The sequence below is a fragment of the Pseudomonas sp. RT4P38 genome (assembly GCF_054897765.1).
In genome coordinates this window covers 6,541,099-6,556,125 of sequence record NZ_CM142703.1, presented here as the reverse complement: position 1 = coordinate 6,556,125, position 15,027 = coordinate 6,541,099, and the positions used below count along the sequence as shown (strand labels likewise).

The 15,027-nt window shown below is 59.3% G+C and carries 14 protein-coding genes; 7 read left to right on the top strand and 7 right to left on the bottom strand.

Going from position 1 to position 15,027, the window contains the following annotated elements:
* The first annotated feature begins 17 nt into the window (after positions 1 to 17).
* The 5 genes from ACYZT7_RS30575 to ACYZT7_RS30555 all read left to right on the top strand — a co-directional run bounded on the left by ACYZT7_RS30575 (position 18) and on the right by ACYZT7_RS30555 (position 3,954).
* Positions 18 to 1,043: a putative 2-aminoethylphosphonate ABC transporter substrate-binding protein gene (locus ACYZT7_RS30575; protein WP_462039365.1), complete on the top strand. Its 1,026-nt coding sequence runs from the start codon at positions 18 to 20 to the stop codon at positions 1,041 to 1,043.
* Positions 1,044 to 1,162: 119 nt separating this feature from the next.
* Positions 1,163 to 2,296 (top strand): TIGR03364 family FAD-dependent oxidoreductase, encoded by a 1,134-nt coding sequence (locus ACYZT7_RS30570; RefSeq protein WP_462039364.1) that lies wholly within the window; start codon positions 1,163 to 1,165, stop codon positions 2,294 to 2,296.
* Positions 2,296 to 2,895 carry a phosphonate degradation HD-domain oxygenase gene (locus ACYZT7_RS30565; protein ID WP_462039363.1) on the top strand — a complete coding sequence of 200 codons (600 nt, stop codon included), beginning with the start codon at positions 2,296 to 2,298 and terminating at the stop codon, positions 2,893 to 2,895. Before ACYZT7_RS30570 ends, ACYZT7_RS30565 begins: the two co-directional genes overlap by 1 nt.
* Positions 2,896 to 2,989: 94 nt before the next feature.
* Positions 2,990 to 3,523, top strand: coding sequence for a hypothetical protein (locus ACYZT7_RS30560; protein WP_462039362.1), 534 nt, complete (start codon positions 2,990 to 2,992; stop codon positions 3,521 to 3,523).
* Between the two features lie 23 nt (positions 3,524 to 3,546).
* Positions 3,547 to 3,954: a hypothetical protein gene (locus ACYZT7_RS30555; protein ID WP_462041887.1), complete on the top strand. Its 408-nt coding sequence runs from the start codon at positions 3,547 to 3,549 to the stop codon at positions 3,952 to 3,954.
* Positions 3,955 to 4,023: 69 nt separating this feature from the next.
* Here ACYZT7_RS30555 and ACYZT7_RS30550 read toward each other — a convergent pair whose 3' ends face one another.
* Both ACYZT7_RS30550 and ACYZT7_RS30545 read right to left on the bottom strand, forming a co-directional pair.
* Entirely contained in the window at positions 4,024 to 5,400 is a 1,377-nt protein-coding gene (locus tag ACYZT7_RS30550; RefSeq protein ID WP_462039361.1) for a GTPase/DUF3482 domain-containing protein, read from the bottom strand.
* Complete coding sequence (locus ACYZT7_RS30545; protein ID WP_462039360.1) at positions 5,393 to 6,772, bottom strand: DUF2868 domain-containing protein; 1,380 nt, start codon at positions 6,770 to 6,772, stop codon at positions 5,393 to 5,395. The genes ACYZT7_RS30550 and ACYZT7_RS30545 overlap by 8 nt, the downstream gene beginning before the upstream one ends.
* Before the next feature lie 85 nt (positions 6,773 to 6,857).
* On the opposite strand from ACYZT7_RS30545, the gene ACYZT7_RS30540 reads away from it, so the two are divergent.
* On the top strand, positions 6,858 to 7,370 hold the full coding sequence (locus tag ACYZT7_RS30540; protein ID WP_462039359.1) for a dihydrofolate reductase: 513 nt from the start codon (positions 6,858 to 6,860) through the stop codon (positions 7,368 to 7,370).
* Between the two features lie 58 nt (positions 7,371 to 7,428).
* On the opposite strand, the gene ACYZT7_RS30535 is transcribed toward ACYZT7_RS30540, so the two are convergent.
* A complete protein-coding gene (locus tag ACYZT7_RS30535) occupies positions 7,429 to 8,022 on the bottom strand; it encodes a cation:dicarboxylate symporter family transporter (protein WP_462041886.1) in 594 nt (197 codons plus the stop codon).
* A 181-nt stretch (positions 8,023 to 8,203) separates the two neighbouring features.
* On the opposite strand from ACYZT7_RS30535, the gene ACYZT7_RS30530 reads away from it, so the two are divergent.
* Positions 8,204 to 9,271 (top strand): HAD family hydrolase, encoded by a 1,068-nt coding sequence (locus ACYZT7_RS30530; RefSeq protein WP_462039358.1) that lies wholly within the window; start codon positions 8,204 to 8,206, stop codon positions 9,269 to 9,271.
* 242 nt (positions 9,272 to 9,513) lie between these two features.
* On the opposite strand, the gene ilvD is transcribed toward ACYZT7_RS30530, so the two are convergent.
* The 4 genes from ilvD to ACYZT7_RS30510 form a co-directional block, all read right to left on the bottom strand.
* Positions 9,514 to 11,355, bottom strand: a complete 1,842-nt coding sequence (gene ilvD / locus ACYZT7_RS30525; protein WP_462039357.1) for a dihydroxy-acid dehydratase — start codon at positions 11,353 to 11,355, stop codon at positions 9,514 to 9,516.
* Positions 11,356 to 11,613: 258 nt separating this feature from the next.
* On the bottom strand, positions 11,614 to 12,822 hold the full coding sequence (locus ACYZT7_RS30520; protein ID WP_462039356.1) for an MFS transporter: 1,209 nt from the start codon (positions 12,820 to 12,822) through the stop codon (positions 11,614 to 11,616).
* A complete protein-coding gene (locus tag ACYZT7_RS30515) occupies positions 12,815 to 13,792 on the bottom strand; it encodes a diiron oxygenase (protein ID WP_462039355.1) in 978 nt (325 codons plus the stop codon). Before ACYZT7_RS30515 ends, ACYZT7_RS30520 begins: the two co-directional genes overlap by 8 nt.
* On the bottom strand, positions 13,789 to 14,868 hold the full coding sequence (locus ACYZT7_RS30510) for a SagB family peptide dehydrogenase (RefSeq protein WP_462039354.1): 1,080 nt from the start codon (positions 14,866 to 14,868) through the stop codon (positions 13,789 to 13,791). Before ACYZT7_RS30510 ends, ACYZT7_RS30515 begins: the two co-directional genes overlap by 4 nt.
* Positions 14,869 to 15,027: the final 159 nt, after the last annotated feature.

Sequence of the window (15,027 nt, the reverse complement as noted above, 5' to 3'; positions counted from 1 at the left end):
TCAAACAGGAAAAGATCATGTTCAAGCCTATGGCCCTGGCCGCTGCTGTCCTCACCGCTTTCAGCCTGAACGCTTACGCTGCGAAAACCGAGTTGACGGTGTACACCGCCCTCGAAGCCGAACAACTGAAGACCTATAAAGAAGCCTTCGAAAAGGCCAACCCGGACGTCGAGATCAAGTGGGTGCGCGACTCCACCGGCATCATCACCGCCAAGCTGCTGGCCGAAAAAGCCCGCCCGCAGGCTGACGCGGTCTGGGGCCTGGCGGCTTCTAGCCTGGCGATCCTCGACCAGCAAGGCATGCTGCAAAGCTACGCGCCGAAGGACCTGAGCAAGATCGGCGGCAACTACCGCGACGCCGCCAACCCGCCAGCCTGGGTCGGCATGGACGTCTGGGCCGCGACCATTTGCTTCAACACTGTCGAAGCCGAAAAGCAGGGCTTGAGCAAACCCGTGAGCTGGCAGGACCTGACCAAGCCTGAGTACAAAGGCAAGATCGTCATGCCCAACCCGGCCTCGTCCGGCACCGGTTTCCTCGACGTCAGCGCCTGGCTGCAAACCTTCGGCGAGAAGCAGGGCTGGCAGTACATGGACGACCTGCACCAGAACATCGGCCAGTACGTTCACTCCGGTTCCAAGCCGTGCAAGCTGGCGGCGGCGGGTGAATTCCCGATCGGTATTTCCTTTGAATACCCGGCCGTTCAACTGAAACGCCAAGGCGCGCCGCTGGACATCATCCTGCCGAAAGAAGGCCTGGGCTGGGAGATCGAAGCGACGGCTGTGATCAAGGGCACACCGCATGAAGACGCGGCGAAAAAACTGGCTGACTTCTCCGCCAGTCCGGCGGCGATGGAGCTTTATAAAGAGAACTTCGCGGTGCTCGCGCAGCCAGGTATTGCCAAGCCGCAGACCGAGTTGCCGGCGGATTATGAGCAGCGCTTGATCAAGAACGACTTTGCCTGGGCGTCGAAGAATCGCGACGAGATCCTGACCGAGTGGCGCAAGCGCTATGACGGCAAGTCCGAGAAAGTGGCTGCCAAGTAAGATCTTCATCGGCTGTGAGGGCCCCTTCGCGGGCAAGCCTCGCTCCTACAGGGATACGCGTTCCCCTGTAGGAGCGAGGCTTGCCCGCGAAGGCGGCTTCGAATTCAGGGCAAAACTTCATGACACAACACAACGACATGCTGATCGTAGGCGCTGGCATTTTAGGCCTGTCCCACGCCTACGCTGCCGCCAAACGCGGTCTCAAGGTCACCGTTTTCGAACGCAGCGAAACGCCTTTGGGCGCCTCGGTACGCAACTTCGGCCAGGCACTGGTCACCGGCCAACCACCGGGCCCGATGCTCGAACTGGCCAAGGCCAGCCGCGAGATCTGGGGCCAATGGGCGCAGCTCGCCGGTCTGCAACTCAAGCGCAACGGCTCGTACCTGTTTGCCCGCACCGAAGCGGAAGAACACCTGCTGGAAGCTTTTTGCGCCGGCCGCGCCATGGAACACGGTTACCGCGTCGACCTGCTGCGCGGCGCTGCGTTACGCGATGTGTACGGAGGTCAGTTCAGCCATCATCGCGCGGCGTTGCACGGCATGGACGATCAGCAGTTGTATTCGCGCGAAGCGATTCCGGCGCTGATCGACTACCTGCGCCGCGAGCTTGGCGTCGCGTTTCACTTCTCCACGCTGGTGCGCGATATCGAGCCGGGCCGCCTGCACAGCACCGCCGGAACCTTCAGCGCCGAACAGATCATCGTCTGTTCCGGTCACGATTATCAGACGCTGCTGGCCGAGCCGATCGCCGAACTCAACCCGCAAATCTGTCGCCTGCAAATGCTCCGCGCTCGGCCGCAAATCAACCTGAACCTGCAACACGCCTTGCTCACCGGTTTGAGCTGCGTGCACTACGGCGCCTTCGCCGATCTGCCGGAAGCGGCGGCGGTGCACGCGCAAATCCTGCGAGAGGAACCGCATCTGCATGAAAACGGCATTCACCTGCTGATCAGCCCGACGCCTCACGGTGAATTGATCATCGGCGACTCCCACCATTACGGCCGCGATCCGTCGCCGTTCAATGCCGAGCAGGTGGACCATTGGATGATTGAGCTCGCGGAACACACCCTGGGTTGCAAGGTGCAAGTGGTGGAACGCTGGCAGGGTGTCTATGGTTCTCGGGGACCGGGGCCGTTCTCGTTCCTGCGCCCGATGCCGGGTGTGAGCGTGGCACTGATGCACACGGGTGTCGGCATGAGCGTCGGGCCGGCGATGGCTGAACGTAATGTCGCGACTGTGTTGGGAGACCTCTGATGGACCGCAATGAGCAAGTGATCGCCGAGGTGTTTGGTCTGTACGAGCGCTTTGGCGAGAGCGATTACATCGGCGAGCCGGTGTCGCAGATCGAACACATGTCCCAGGCGGCCGAACGGGCGATGGCCGAGGGTTTCGATGATGAAGTGGTGCTGGCAGCGTTCTTCCACGACATCGGCCATATCTGCGCAGAGAGTGCCGAGAACATGGGTGGCTTTGGCGTGGTCAGTCACGAGCGGTTGGGCGCGGATTATCTACGCCGCGCAGGTTTCAGCGAGCGCATGGCGCGGCTGGTGGAATACCACGTTCAGGCCAAGCGTTATCTGACGCTCAAAGAGCCTGGGTATTACGAGAGATTGAGCGAAGCCAGTCGCCGGACCCTGGAATACCAGGGTGGAGTGATGACCCTTGAAGAAGCAGAAGCCTTCGAGCAGGACCCGTTGTGTGCGGTCAGTTTGCGGATGAGGCAGTGGGATGAGTTGGCGAAGGAGATGGGGGGGCCGGTGATCGACCTTCAGATATTGAAGGCAAAAGCATCGGCGTTGCTGGCCAAGAGCACGTCTCCTTCAACGGAGACATCTTTTGCGGCGGGTGTTTAGCGAAAGGCCCTACTTGTCACGGCGAAGTCGATCCATGGCTACGGGGCTTTCCAGCCGCTAGTGTTTGAGCTTCTTTAATTGCCAGGGAATGCTCATGCGCTATTTGAAAGTCACCGTTCAGGATCGAGTCGGCAACGGTCGGCCTGATTCTGTTTTGCTGCAGTTCTATGAATCGGCTTGTACGCCAGGCGAAGATGTCCTGGTCAACAAAGCCTTCGCACTGGATTTCGATGCCGATGGCAACGTCGATTACAAAATGGGCGACGTCACTAACGACGGCAGGGAAAACAGTGTTGACCAACGTCTGCTGAAGACCTTCGCCAATGCCTGTCTCAAACTCAACTGGTTCAATCCAGGCGCTGGCACAAAACGTTATCTGAAAATCTTCGTCGAGGATTTTGCCAAAGATGGCAGCCCGGATACCGTGCGTTTGCACTTTCACGAAGGCAATGGGAAACCGACTGACAAGACGCTGGCCTACACTGCGTCTGCCTACGACACGGATAACAACGGCACACTGGACTGGACGATCCGCTTTGATGTGGATAACGATGGCGATACTGATGCCGTGGACCGTGAGTTGGTATCGTTGCTGAGCGCCACTTACCTGAAGTTCAAATGGAAGTGAGCGCGAGGACGCGCTACTTGAAAGTGATCGCCCAGGAGCCTATCGGTCAAGGGCAGGCCGGAATCGTGCGTTACCGGTTTTTTGAGAGTGATCATTTGCAGCGTGAGGCAACGGACGCTGAACTTCGGTGGCTCAAGAACTTCGGCAAGACGTATTTGAAGTGTGCCTGGTTCAGTGAAGGGCAAGGCGAGGAGCGCCATTTACGGATCTTCTCGGAAAATCCCAACGGTGATGACACGCCGGAAACGGTGCGGCTGCATTTTCATGAAGGGCTGACGATTGCCTATAAAGCAGCTGCCCGTGATCTTGATAACGATGGGGATTTCGAGCTGATATTAAGTTCGGATGTAGATAATGACGGGCGGTCGGATCGCACGGATCGGCGACGAGTCGCGTCGCTGGTGCGAGAATTTTTGAAGGTTGGTTGGTAGCGATCACTCCACGAGACCAAGTCGCGGCCCTTCGCGAGCCTGCTCGCGAAGGGCCCCAACACCGCAGATCTATAGTTGCTGCGCCAATACCTCAACCTGCTCCTGCCGTTCTGCCTGGCTCAGCTTCGGATGAGGATTGAGCGACGACCACTGCGGATGCGCCCGCGCCTTGTTCAGTGCCTCGGGTAGTTTGCCGTCGCGCCAGGTTTTGTCCTGGGGCGTGGCTACCTGAATGCTGTCCATCGCGGCATGCCCACGCGCATTAAGCGCTTGCAGCAGTTGCCGCTGACGCAATGCCAATAGCCGCAGCACGCTGTCATCCACGGTCAGCTCTCGCTGGCCTTTGATCTTGCCCAGCAACCGGCTGCCATAACCGCGGGCGGTTTGCAGAGCTCCGCCAGCAATGGCCCCGGCCAATGCTGCTACGCCAAGGGTCAGCCCGCCCACCAACAGGTCGACGCCGGCCCCGGCTGCCGCGCCGGCAGCGATACCACCACCGACTCGCACGCCCAGCTGTTTCAGGGTTTCGGGGTTGAACAGGTCGTCACCCCAGCGGCCATCAAGCAGCGGCAGATCACTGGCCGCCGCATCCTGTGGACGGAAGGCGTAGAGCTTGAGCAGCGCTTCGACGCAGCGTTGTTCCCGTTGTCGAACGGCTTTGCGCAGTTCGTTGATGGCTTGCTGTTCTTGCTCGGCTTCGCTGACCACGCTGCGCCGGCAGGCGGCACAGTCGATCAATAATTCAGCAATCAGCCGCGCCGCACTCTGTTGCCGGGCCTGGCGTTGGGCTTGCTGATCGGCGATCAGGCGTTCCAGTTGTGGGCGGGCGTTTTCCAGCAGCAGCGCGAGGCTTTCATAGAGCCGACGTTCGCCGTCCTCCGGCGGTGCGACGCTGTCGAAACGCACCAGCGCATGCAAGCCCAGACGTGCCAACGCTTCGCGCCAATCCGGTTCGCGGTGGTTGGCGCTGCTGACGAAATTCAGTACCGGCAGCAGCGGTTTACCGCAGCTGGCCAACACTTCCAGTTCGTCGCGGTACTTGGCCAGCACCGGTTCCCGGGCGTCGATCACGTAGAGACCGGCGTCGCAGGTCAGCAGTTGCCGCAGCACCTTGGCTTCCTGTTCGAAACGCTGCCTGGCTTCGCTGCCCTCAAGAAATCGCGCCAGACGCGCCGGGCCGTCGAGGCGTTCACCCGGCCGCTCCAGACGCTCGAGGTAGTCGAGCAGAACGATGGCGTCTTCCAGGCCGGGGGTGTCGTAGAGGTCGAGCAAAGGCTCGCCATCCACCGACAACCGTGCGCCTTCGACGTGTCGCGTGGTGCTGGGGCGATGAGACACCTCACCGAAACCGACATCGCGGGTCAGGGTGCGCAGCAACGAGGTTTTGCCGACGTTGGTGTGGCCGACCACGGCGAGTTTCAAGGGCGGTGTCCAGGGATTAGTCATGACCGGTCTCCAGCCAGTTCAACGGCGCGCAATCGGCGAACGGCAGGTCCAGCTGTCGCAGCGCCACGTGCCAGTCGCCCAGTCTTTCGGCATCCAGCGCTTCGCCCTGCGGTGCTTGCAGCAGCCAGACGCGGGTGGCGCTGGCGTTGCGAGCCAGTTCGGCGATCAGTGCCAGACTGCCGCGGTCCGGCGAACGTCGCGGATCGCAGGCGATGGCCAGACGGGCAGGAGGGAAGCGGCTCAGCTGTTCGAGAAGTTTGTGCCGCGATTCGCGACTGTCGAGAATGCCGGCGTTACTCACGGTTTTCGGCAGTGGCGGCGGCCAGGGGCGTTGATCGTCCAGCTCGATGGCCACCAACAGCGCGCCATCGCTTGGCAGGTCGCTGACACCGTTTTCGATACGGTTCAGTTGCTCTGGCGCAGCGTCGCTGATGCCCAGGCGTTCACTGGTAGGCATCAGCCGTTCGCGCAACTGGGCGTAACCGGGCAGGTTCAGATCCAGGTGCAATACCGCTTGACCGGTTTTCCAGCGCCACAGGCAAAACAGCGCCAGCAACAGCCGTGGCAAAACACCGTAGACCACCAACACGCCTACCAGCCATGTGGCCCAGGCCTGACGGGCGCTTTCAATGTTCAATGCGGCGTCGCCGCTGGCGCGAATCATTTCCACCGTCGGAACATTGAAACCCAGCACGGCCGGCAGGGCGCCAAGGGCTTGAGTCATGACGACGAAGGTGTCGCCGCTGAGGAGGGTGGTTTCCCAGACGAAGCCGTAACGCCGGGTCGCCATCAGCATCAACAGGATCACCAGGGCGCTGAGCATCGCCAGCAGCCACAAACCGTTGACCAGTACACCGATCGCCCAGAGATTGAGTTTTTTTCGTTGCAGCAATAGCAGCAGGGCCGGCGCGAGTTGCGCGGCTTTGGCATCGCGAGCGAATTTGTCGCTGAGCCATAACCACAAGCGTCCGAGGGTGGCGCCGTGTTCGCCAGCGAAGACCAGGCCCAATGCCCAGCTCAGCAATAGAATCAGGTTCAGCCCCAGCAAACTGCCCAAGGCCCAGAACACATTGACCGGGGTTTGTCCGTTGCCCAGCGCGGCAAACGCCAGGCCGGCGCCGCTGGCGATGGCGAGAACAGCCAGTACCAACAATGCCAGTCGCGCACCTTGCAGCCAATGTTTGAGGGCGCTGGTCAGCCCATCGCGTTCGGCCAGCCACAGGGCGCGGCGCGCAATACGTGTCGGCAGATCGCCGCCCGCGCTGCGGGCCAGTCGGTTGGCTTCCAGATCATCCAGGGGTCCGGCGTGTTCTTCACGCAGGCGCACCGTCTCTGTCAGCCAGAGGTTTTGCAGTGGAGTCAGTTCAGTCACGCGCCATCCCGTCGCTCAATTGAACGGTGAGCATAACCGCTGTGACGCTTATCGGGGTACGGGAGGCTCTGGTATCCTCGCCGGCATGACTAAATCACTCCCCCTCAGCCTGATCGCAGCCCTCGGTGAAAACCGTGTGATCGGCGTCGACAACAGCATGCCCTGGCACCTGCCGGGGGACTTCAAATACTTCAAGGCCACCACCCTCGGCAAGCCGATCATCATGGGTCGCAAGACCTGGGATTCCCTTGGTCGCCCGTTGCCGGGCCGGTTGAACATCGTGGTCAGCCGTCAGGCGGATCTGCAACTCGAAGGCGCGGAGGTTTATCCGTCGCTTGAGGCGGCGGTGGTTCGGGCGCAGGAATGGGCGAACGAGCAGGGCGTCGATGAGGTGATGCTGATTGGCGGGGCGCAGTTGTATGCGCAGGGGTTGGCTGAGGCTGATCGGTTGTATTTGACGCGTGTGGCGTTGAACCCGGAAGGGGATGCGTGGTTTCCGGAGTTTGATTTGACGGCGTGGAAGTTGGTGTCGAACGTGCCAAATCCGGCGGAAGGCGACAAGCCAGCGTACAACTTCGAGGTGTGGGAAAAGGCCTAAAAGCATCGTCGGATCGCCGCCCGGAGCAAGCTCGCGATGGCGTCCTGGCAGGCGCTAATTACGCCTGAGCCAACGCCCCATGCTCATCCGCATCCAGCAGTTCTTTATCCGTCTGCTGCATGATCTGGCTGGTGATTGCACCGGCGGTAATCGAACCACTCACGTTCAACGCCGTACGTCCCATGTCGATCAGCGGCTCGACCGAAATCAGCAAAGCCACCAGTGACACCGGCAACCCCATCGCCGGCAGCACGATCAGCGCGGCAAACGTCGCGCCACCACCGACGCCGGCCACACCGGCCGAACTCAGCGTCACAATCGCCACCAACGTCAAGATCCACAGCGGGTCCAGCGGGTTGATGCCCACGGTCGGCGTAACCATCACCGCCAACATTGCCGGGTACAGACCGGCACAGCCATTCTGGCCAATGGTCGCGCCGAACGACGCGGCGAAACTGGCGATGGACTGTGGAATACCCAAACGGCTGGTCTGGGCTTCGATGCTCAGCGGAATCGTCGCGGCGCTGGAGCGGCTGGTGAAGGCAAACGTCAGCACCGGCGTGCAGTGGGCCACGGCGCTGAGGATCGAGGAAAACACCAGCGGGATCACGATCGGGGTAGCCGCGAACCGGCGAGCGTAACAGGCTGATATCTAATGAATTAATATCAAAAACATCTGATTACTGTCGTTTTTGGAATAAGTAGCTGTCGCTGTCAGGGATGCAGCTGACGCAATAGGGACGTGAGCGGTCGCAGGCAGACGGGAACCGTCACACTAATTTGTTAGCGTCGATATCTTTGAATCAGGGTCTTTTAATAAGGAAAGCATGCCGATGAAGCTCGCACCGAAATTTCTGGTTGCTGCACTGGGATTGAGTTTGGGCCTGGGCCTCGCCGGCCAGGTATTCGCTACGGATTTGAAACACTGGCCAGCCGATCAGGCCAAGGCGCTGGACGCAATGATTGCCGCCAACGCCAACAAAGGTAACTACGCGGTGTTCGACATGGACAACACCAGTTACCGCTACGACCTCGAAGAGTCGTTGCTGCCGTTCATGGAAAACAAGGGTCTGATCACCCGCGAGAAACTCGACCCCTCCCTGAAACTGATGCCGTTCAAAGACACTGCCGACCACAAGGAAAGCCTGTTCAGCTACTACTATCGCCTCTGCGAACTCGACGACATGGTTTGCTACCCATGGGTCGCCCAAGTGTTTTCCGGCTTCACCCTCCAGGAACTCAAAGGCTACGTCGATGAGTTGATGGCGTCCGGTAAACCGGTGCCGGCAACTTACTACGAAGGCGACGTGGTCAAGAAACTCGACGTCAACCCGCCGAAAATCTTCACCGGCCAGAAAGAGCTCTACAACAAGCTGATGGAGAACGGCATCGAGGTCTACGTGATGACCGCCGCCTCCGAAGAACTGGTGCGGATGGTCGCCGCCGATCCGAAGTACGGCTACAACGTGAAACCGCAGAACGTGATCGGCGTGAGCTTGCTGCTCAAGGATCCCAAGTCTGGCGAACTGACCACGGCGCGCAAGCAAATCACCGCTGGCAAGTATGACGAGAAGGCTAATCTCGGCCTCGAACTGACCCCGTACCTGTGGACTCCGGCGACCTGGATGGCCGGCAAACACGCGGCGATCCTGACCTACATCGATGAGTGGAAAAAGCCGGTACTCGTGGGCGGCGATACGCCGACCAGCGACGGTTACATGCTGTTCCACGATGTCGACGTGGCCAAGGGTGGCATCCACTTGTGGGTCAACCGCAAAGACAAATACATGACCCAGATTAACGGCATGATGGCCAAGCACGCCGCAGCTCAGGCCAAGGAAGGGTTGCAAGTTACGGCGGACAAAAACTGGGTGATCGTGAAGCCTGAAGAGATTCAGTAAAACCGAGGCGCTCCCATCGCGAGCAAGCTCGCTCCCACAGGAACTGTGTAAGGCCACACTATTGTGATCGACACACAATCCCCTGTGGGAGCGAGCTTGCTCGCGAAAGCGTCGGATCAGTCGACATCGATGCTGGATGTGATGACCCCTTCGCGAGCAAGTTCGCTCCCACACTTGACCGAGTTGGCCACAAAAAAATGCCCCGCACTTGGCGGGGCATTTTTTTGTTCAACGGTTAAGCATCACAGCCCGTCGAGCATCGCCTTGTTACGCACGGCACCCTTGTCGGCGCTGGTTGCCAACAGAGCGTAGGCCTTCAGTGCGGTGGTCACCTTGCGTGGACGTTTTTCCACAGGCTTCCAGCCTTTCTGATCCTGCTCGGCACGACGGCCGGCCATTTCTTCGTCGCTGATCAACAGGTTGATCGAGCGGTTCGGAATGTCGATCAGCACTTTGTCGCCATCCTGCACCAGACCGATCGCGCCACCCGCCGCCGCTTCTGGGGAAGCGTGGCCGATGGACAGGCCCGAGGTGCCGCCGGAGAAACGGCCGTCGGTGAGCAGGGCGCAATCTTTGCCCAGGCCTTTGGATTTCAGGTACGACGTCGGGTACAGCATTTCCTGCATGCCCGGGCCGCCTTTCGGGCCTTCGTAACGGATGATCACGATGTCGCCAGCCTTCACTTCGTCAGCGAGGATGCCGCGTACGGCGCTGTCCTGGCTTTCGAAGACTTTCGCGTTGCCTTCGAAGACGTGGATCGATTCGTCGACACCGGCGGTTTTCACCACGCAGCCGTCCAGCGCGATGTTGCCGTACAGAACGGCCAGGCCGCCTTCTTTCGAGTAGGCGTGTTCGACACTGCGGATGCAGCCGTTTTCACGGTCGTCGTCCAGGGTTTCCCAGCGGGTCGACTGGCTGAACGCGGTTTGCGTCGGGATGCCCGCCGGACCGGCCTTGAAGAAGTGATGCACCGCTTCGTCGCTGGTCTGGGTGATGTCCCACTTGGCGATGCCTTCGGCCAGGGTTTTGCTGTGCACGGTCGGCAGGTCGGTGTGCAGCAGACCTCCACGGGCCAGCGAGCCGAGGATGCTGAAAATCCCGCCGGCACGGTGCACGTCTTCCATGTGGTACTTCTGGATGTTCGGCGCAACTTTGCACAGTTGTGGCACGTGACGGGAGAGACGGTCGATGTCGCGCAGGTCGAACTCGATCTCGGCTTCCTGGGCCGCGGCCAGCAAGTGCAGGATGGTGTTAGTGGAACCGCCCATGGCGATGTCCAGGGTCATAGCGTTTTCGAACGCCTTGAAGTTGGCGATGTTGCGCGGCAACACCGACTCGTCGTTCTCGCCGTAGTAACGCTTGCACAGCTCGACGATGGTGCGACCGGCCTGCAGGAACAGCTGCTCGCGGTCGCTGTGGGTGGCCAGGGTCGAACCGTTGCCCGGCAATGCCAGGCCGAGGGCTTCGACCAGGCAGTTCATCGAGTTGGCGGTGAACATGCCGGAGCACGAGCCGCACGTCGGGCAGGCGCTGCGCTCGTACTCAGCGACTTTCTCGTCAGAAGCGCTGGAGTCGGCGGCGATCACCATGGCGTCGACGAGGTCGATGCCATGGCTGGCCAGTTTGGTCTTGCCGGCTTCCATCGGGCCGCCGGACACGAAGATCACCGGGATGTTCAGGCGCAGGGCGGCCATCAGCATGCCCGGGGTGATCTTGTCGCAATTGGAGATGCAGACGATCGCATCGGCGCAGTGGGCGTTGACCATGTACTCGACGGAGTCGGCGATGATCTCGCGACTCGGCAGCGAATAGAGCATGCCGTCGTGACCCATGGCGATGCCGTCATCCACGGCAATGGTGTTGAATTCTTTCGCTACACCGCCGGCGCGCTCGATTTCGCGGGCGACCAGTTGGCCCAGGTCCTTGAGGTGCACGTGGCCCGGTACGAACTGGGTGAAGGAATTGGCAATGGCGATGATCGGCTTTTTGAAGTCGTCATCTTTCATCCCCGTGGCACGCCACAGTGCGCGGGCGCCGGCCATGTTGCGGCCATGGGTGGATGTTTTCGAGCGGTAATCAGGCATGAAGCACTCCGGGCGGCTAATCAGGTATCAAAAGGGAAGTGAGCTTCTATTGACGTCTGGAACACTCAGAAATGGCCGTGTGTCCGGAAGTTGCCGATAACTTTGCGGGATCGCCGCGCGCTTCAGCTTGAGCTCATAAACCCGCCGGGGGATGACTGGCGATGAATGTCGCGATTCTACACGGCTGGCGTCAGGAGGGAATGCCGGGAAGTGTCGATCCAGTGCTGACAGAGCGTGTGGGATGACGACCGGCAGCTATCAGCCCACCTTCAGTGCCAGATGCCGCCGTGTGATCAGTACATTCAAGCCAAGACCCGCGGCACTCAAGGTCAGGAAACACAAGGCAAGCGCCGTGGTCAGGTCGTCGTACGCAAGATTGATCACCACGCTGATCACGCCACCGAACATGAAAATCAGCACGCCGCCGACCGAGGTAGACGTTCCGGCGTTCTGTGGGTAGAGACTCATGGCTTTGGAATTGGCGATAGGTCTGGCAATGGTGGTGCCTGCTGTACAAATCAGCATGGGTATCAGTATCGCGGCAGCAGAGAGGCCGAACTGATCCGCCAACCACAGCATGATCAACCCTGACAACGCGATCAGACCCAGACCGATAGCTATCTGCGTGTTGGCTTGCAGGTGCCGATGCAGGGCGCTGGCGGCAATCCCGCCGAACACATAGGCCACGCCATACAGCAATAACGCCCAGGCAAATTCGTACGATGAAAGCGCCAGACGTTCCATGAAAATGATCGGTGAAATGACGATGAACGAAAAATGGCAGGCAAAGGCCAAAGCTGAAATTAGCCAGTAACCCATGAAGCGCAGATCCGAGCACACCCGCCAATAGGCACTGAAAAAGCGTCCCTGCGACGCCGTATGACGGTGCGGGTGTTCCTTGAGCAGAAAGCAGGCTTTGAGCCAGACAATGACGGCCAGTGTGATAAACACATAAAAGCTGCCCTGCCAGCCTAGCTGCGATTGCAACCAGGCCCCCAGCAGGGGCGAAATCGATATGAACACCCCGCCGCCCGTCACCATCCAGATTCTGATTCGCTCCTGTTCCTTGCCGACGAACAAATCCTGAACCAGTGCCTGTGACAGCACGAACGATCCGCAACCAACCGCCTGGATCACGCGAAAGAACAGAAACCAGTTGTACTCGCTGGAAGCCAGGCAACCCGTCGCACCGACCACCGCGATTGCGATACCTGCCAGCAGCAGCTTCTTGCGCCCCCACAAATCTGACAACGGTCCGACCAGCACCACGGACAACGCCAGACCCATGGCGAACACGCTGACGGACAGGGCAATCTCGGACGGTGAAGTCTGAAAGTAGTCAGAAAGAACGGGAAAGGACGGGAGCACCACATCAAGGGGGAAGACGCCGAGCAGCGTCATGGACATCAACAGAATGACCGTGGCCCGGCGGTTTTTGGCACTGACTGCGGATTTTCCTTCATCCATCGACAAGTCCTGCCTTTACGAAGAGCTGCTGGTTGGAAGGCAGGTCGAAAAAACCTGCCTTTTCCATTGCCTGAAACGTCGCGCCTGCACCCGATCGGGAGCGTTGAAGGCAGGCTTGCGGCCCGGTCAGGGCACTGAGGATTTCTGCGACGCAATTCTCGCCGAGGCCCACGCTGTTCAGGCTTTCCTTCAGCCATCGCTCATCGACCTCAAAGAACATCGGGATGACGTCTACCAGCAACTTTGCGGCGAAGGTGCGTTGGCTGCTGTTCAGTGTCAGCCACAGATAATGAAACACTTCGCAAAAGTAGCGACTGTGTCGGGCCTCGTCGGTGAGGTGGTCCCTGAGCATTTCCTGGACGCTGGACACCAGCCCGTTGCGGCAAACCTCGAGCAGTTCACTGGCGATGATTGTCTCGGACACGAAGCCGACGAGAAACCAGGCCAGCGACTTATGCCTGTCCGGGGTGTGGTCGATGAGGGCGTTCAGTCGGGTAATGCGGTGCGGCATCACTGGGCGTTGGGTCATGCCGTAGAGGTCGGCTATCTGCTCGGCGAGGCTATTGGAAAACAGGGCGTGATAACCCTCATCGGTATAGAGCTGGAGGGCGGCCGTTTTCATTCGTCGGGGGATGGACGCACCGAGCTCATCGTGGACGATGGTTTCCACGGAGCGGTTGACGATCCGATGTTCGAGTCGGGTGGTGTAGTCGAGGAAATACACCAGATGATTGGCCGATAATCGATGGACGATCGCGCTGCCTGCTGCTTCGATTGCCGGGTGGCTCAGGTAGGGCAGGAAGGCCGGCGGGAACCAGTGTCGTGTTTCCAGCTGCCGTTCCAGGTCTGATGGCAATTGATAGCAGTGCTCGCTGGTTCGTACCGAGGCTCGAGTGTTCCAGTCGCCGAGGGTGAAGCGCTGGGCCCAGGCGTCGGGAAGGGAAAGGTCTTCTGTGCGGGGCTCGGTCATTGGTGTGAGCCTCGGCTGCTCAGCAGCGCTTTCAATTCTTTGCACATTGCTTGTCCGTCACTCTGGCCACAACCAACAAAAAACAACGGCTGTTCGGCGCTGTCCTCGATCCCCAGCAACGTTTCGACCTGATCGTCTGCCAACGCACCGGTCAGCCAGGTGCTCAACCCAAGTGCGGTGGCCACCAGTTGAAAGGTCTGGGAAATATGGCCTGCCTCGACGTATGCCATTCGGTACGCCCGCGAGTGTTCATATTTCCACCACAGTTTGTCGAAGCGGGCGGTGATGAACAGGCCGACTGGAAGGTTGTTGATGAAATGCTGCCCACACAACAACTGCCCCAAGGGCGAGTCAGGCAGCGGATTGAGGAAGCTCAACGCATGATCGGTGGGGTGGTAGGCGTAAAGCCCGGGATTCAGGCCGCTGACGTTCTGAACATGAAGAAAACCTTCGCACGCATTCAGTCCACCACCGGATGGACTGCTACGCCGGGCGCCATGACCTTCTGCGATGGTTTCGTCGATATCGTTTTCGCGCTCACGCAGATAGCCAAGGGACAAATACAGGAGAGTGCTCAAATCATCGAGGGAAACCCTTTCACCCGTGAAGGTGCGACAGGTCTTTCGCTCGATCAACGTCTTTACAAGAGCGTTTACCGGGAAGCAGGAAGGTTGAGGCAGGGAAATCCGCTCGCTTGTCGGGCGCTCATTGAGGCTGCTCTCTGGAGCAGGGGTGGCCAGTACTTCGGCGCAATGGTCCAGATAGTGTCTCGACCATTCATTAATATCTTGGGGGACATATTCACACGGGATGTTCTTGGTGCCGATATGAAATATCTTCGATAGTTCATCCCAGCCCCATTCAATAGGGTTTTGTATTGAAGGTGTTAGTATTCCTGCGCTTACAAATTGATTGTCTATTGTATTGTTTTGGTCAAACCTTTCGGGATTGTCGATAAGGTGTGCGAGACGGGTTGAGTATTCCAGGTTTAATTCGAATTGTTTGTGGTTTTTGTAATCCCAGACTATTTGGCCGGGCGAACGAGGCAGTATGAATATATAAGGGTTAATCTGCATGTTGGGCAACTCACTCTGGTCCGTACAATAGAAAACGCTGGGTAGCCGGCACTCCCCAGCGTCTCATTTACTTAGCGGGCTTTTGGAGCAACCAGAAAAGACAGGTTGGCGATTTTGTTTGCTTCCAGAGTAATTGCTTTCATGTTTTGAACTCCTTGT

Coding starts and splice junctions, on each gene's coding strand:
- ACYZT7_RS30575 (WP_462039365.1), top strand. CDS start 18: ATGTTCAAGCCTATGGCCCTGGCCGCTGCTGTCCTCACCGCTTTCAGC.
- ACYZT7_RS30570 (WP_462039364.1), top strand. CDS start 1,163: ATGACACAACACAACGACATGCTGATCGTAGGCGCTGGCATTTTAGGC.
- ACYZT7_RS30565 (WP_462039363.1), top strand. CDS start 2,296: ATGGACCGCAATGAGCAAGTGATCGCCGAGGTGTTTGGTCTGTACGAG.
- ACYZT7_RS30560 (WP_462039362.1), top strand. CDS start 2,990: ATGCGCTATTTGAAAGTCACCGTTCAGGATCGAGTCGGCAACGGTCGG.
- ACYZT7_RS30550 (WP_462039361.1), bottom strand. CDS start 5,400: ATGACTAATCCCTGGACACCGCCCTTGAAACTCGCCGTGGTCGGCCAC.
- ACYZT7_RS30540 (WP_462039359.1), top strand. CDS start 6,858: ATGACTAAATCACTCCCCCTCAGCCTGATCGCAGCCCTCGGTGAAAAC.
- ACYZT7_RS30530 (WP_462039358.1), top strand. CDS start 8,204: ATGAAGCTCGCACCGAAATTTCTGGTTGCTGCACTGGGATTGAGTTTG.
- ilvD (WP_462039357.1), bottom strand. CDS start 11,355: ATGCCTGATTACCGCTCGAAAACATCCACCCATGGCCGCAACATGGCC.
- ACYZT7_RS30520 (WP_462039356.1), bottom strand. CDS start 12,822: ATGGATGAAGGAAAATCCGCAGTCAGTGCCAAAAACCGCCGGGCCACG.
- ACYZT7_RS30515 (WP_462039355.1), bottom strand. CDS start 13,792: ATGACCGAGCCCCGCACAGAAGACCTTTCCCTTCCCGACGCCTGGGCC.
- ACYZT7_RS30510 (WP_462039354.1), bottom strand. CDS start 14,868: ATGCAGATTAACCCTTATATATTCATACTGCCTCGTTCGCCCGGCCAA.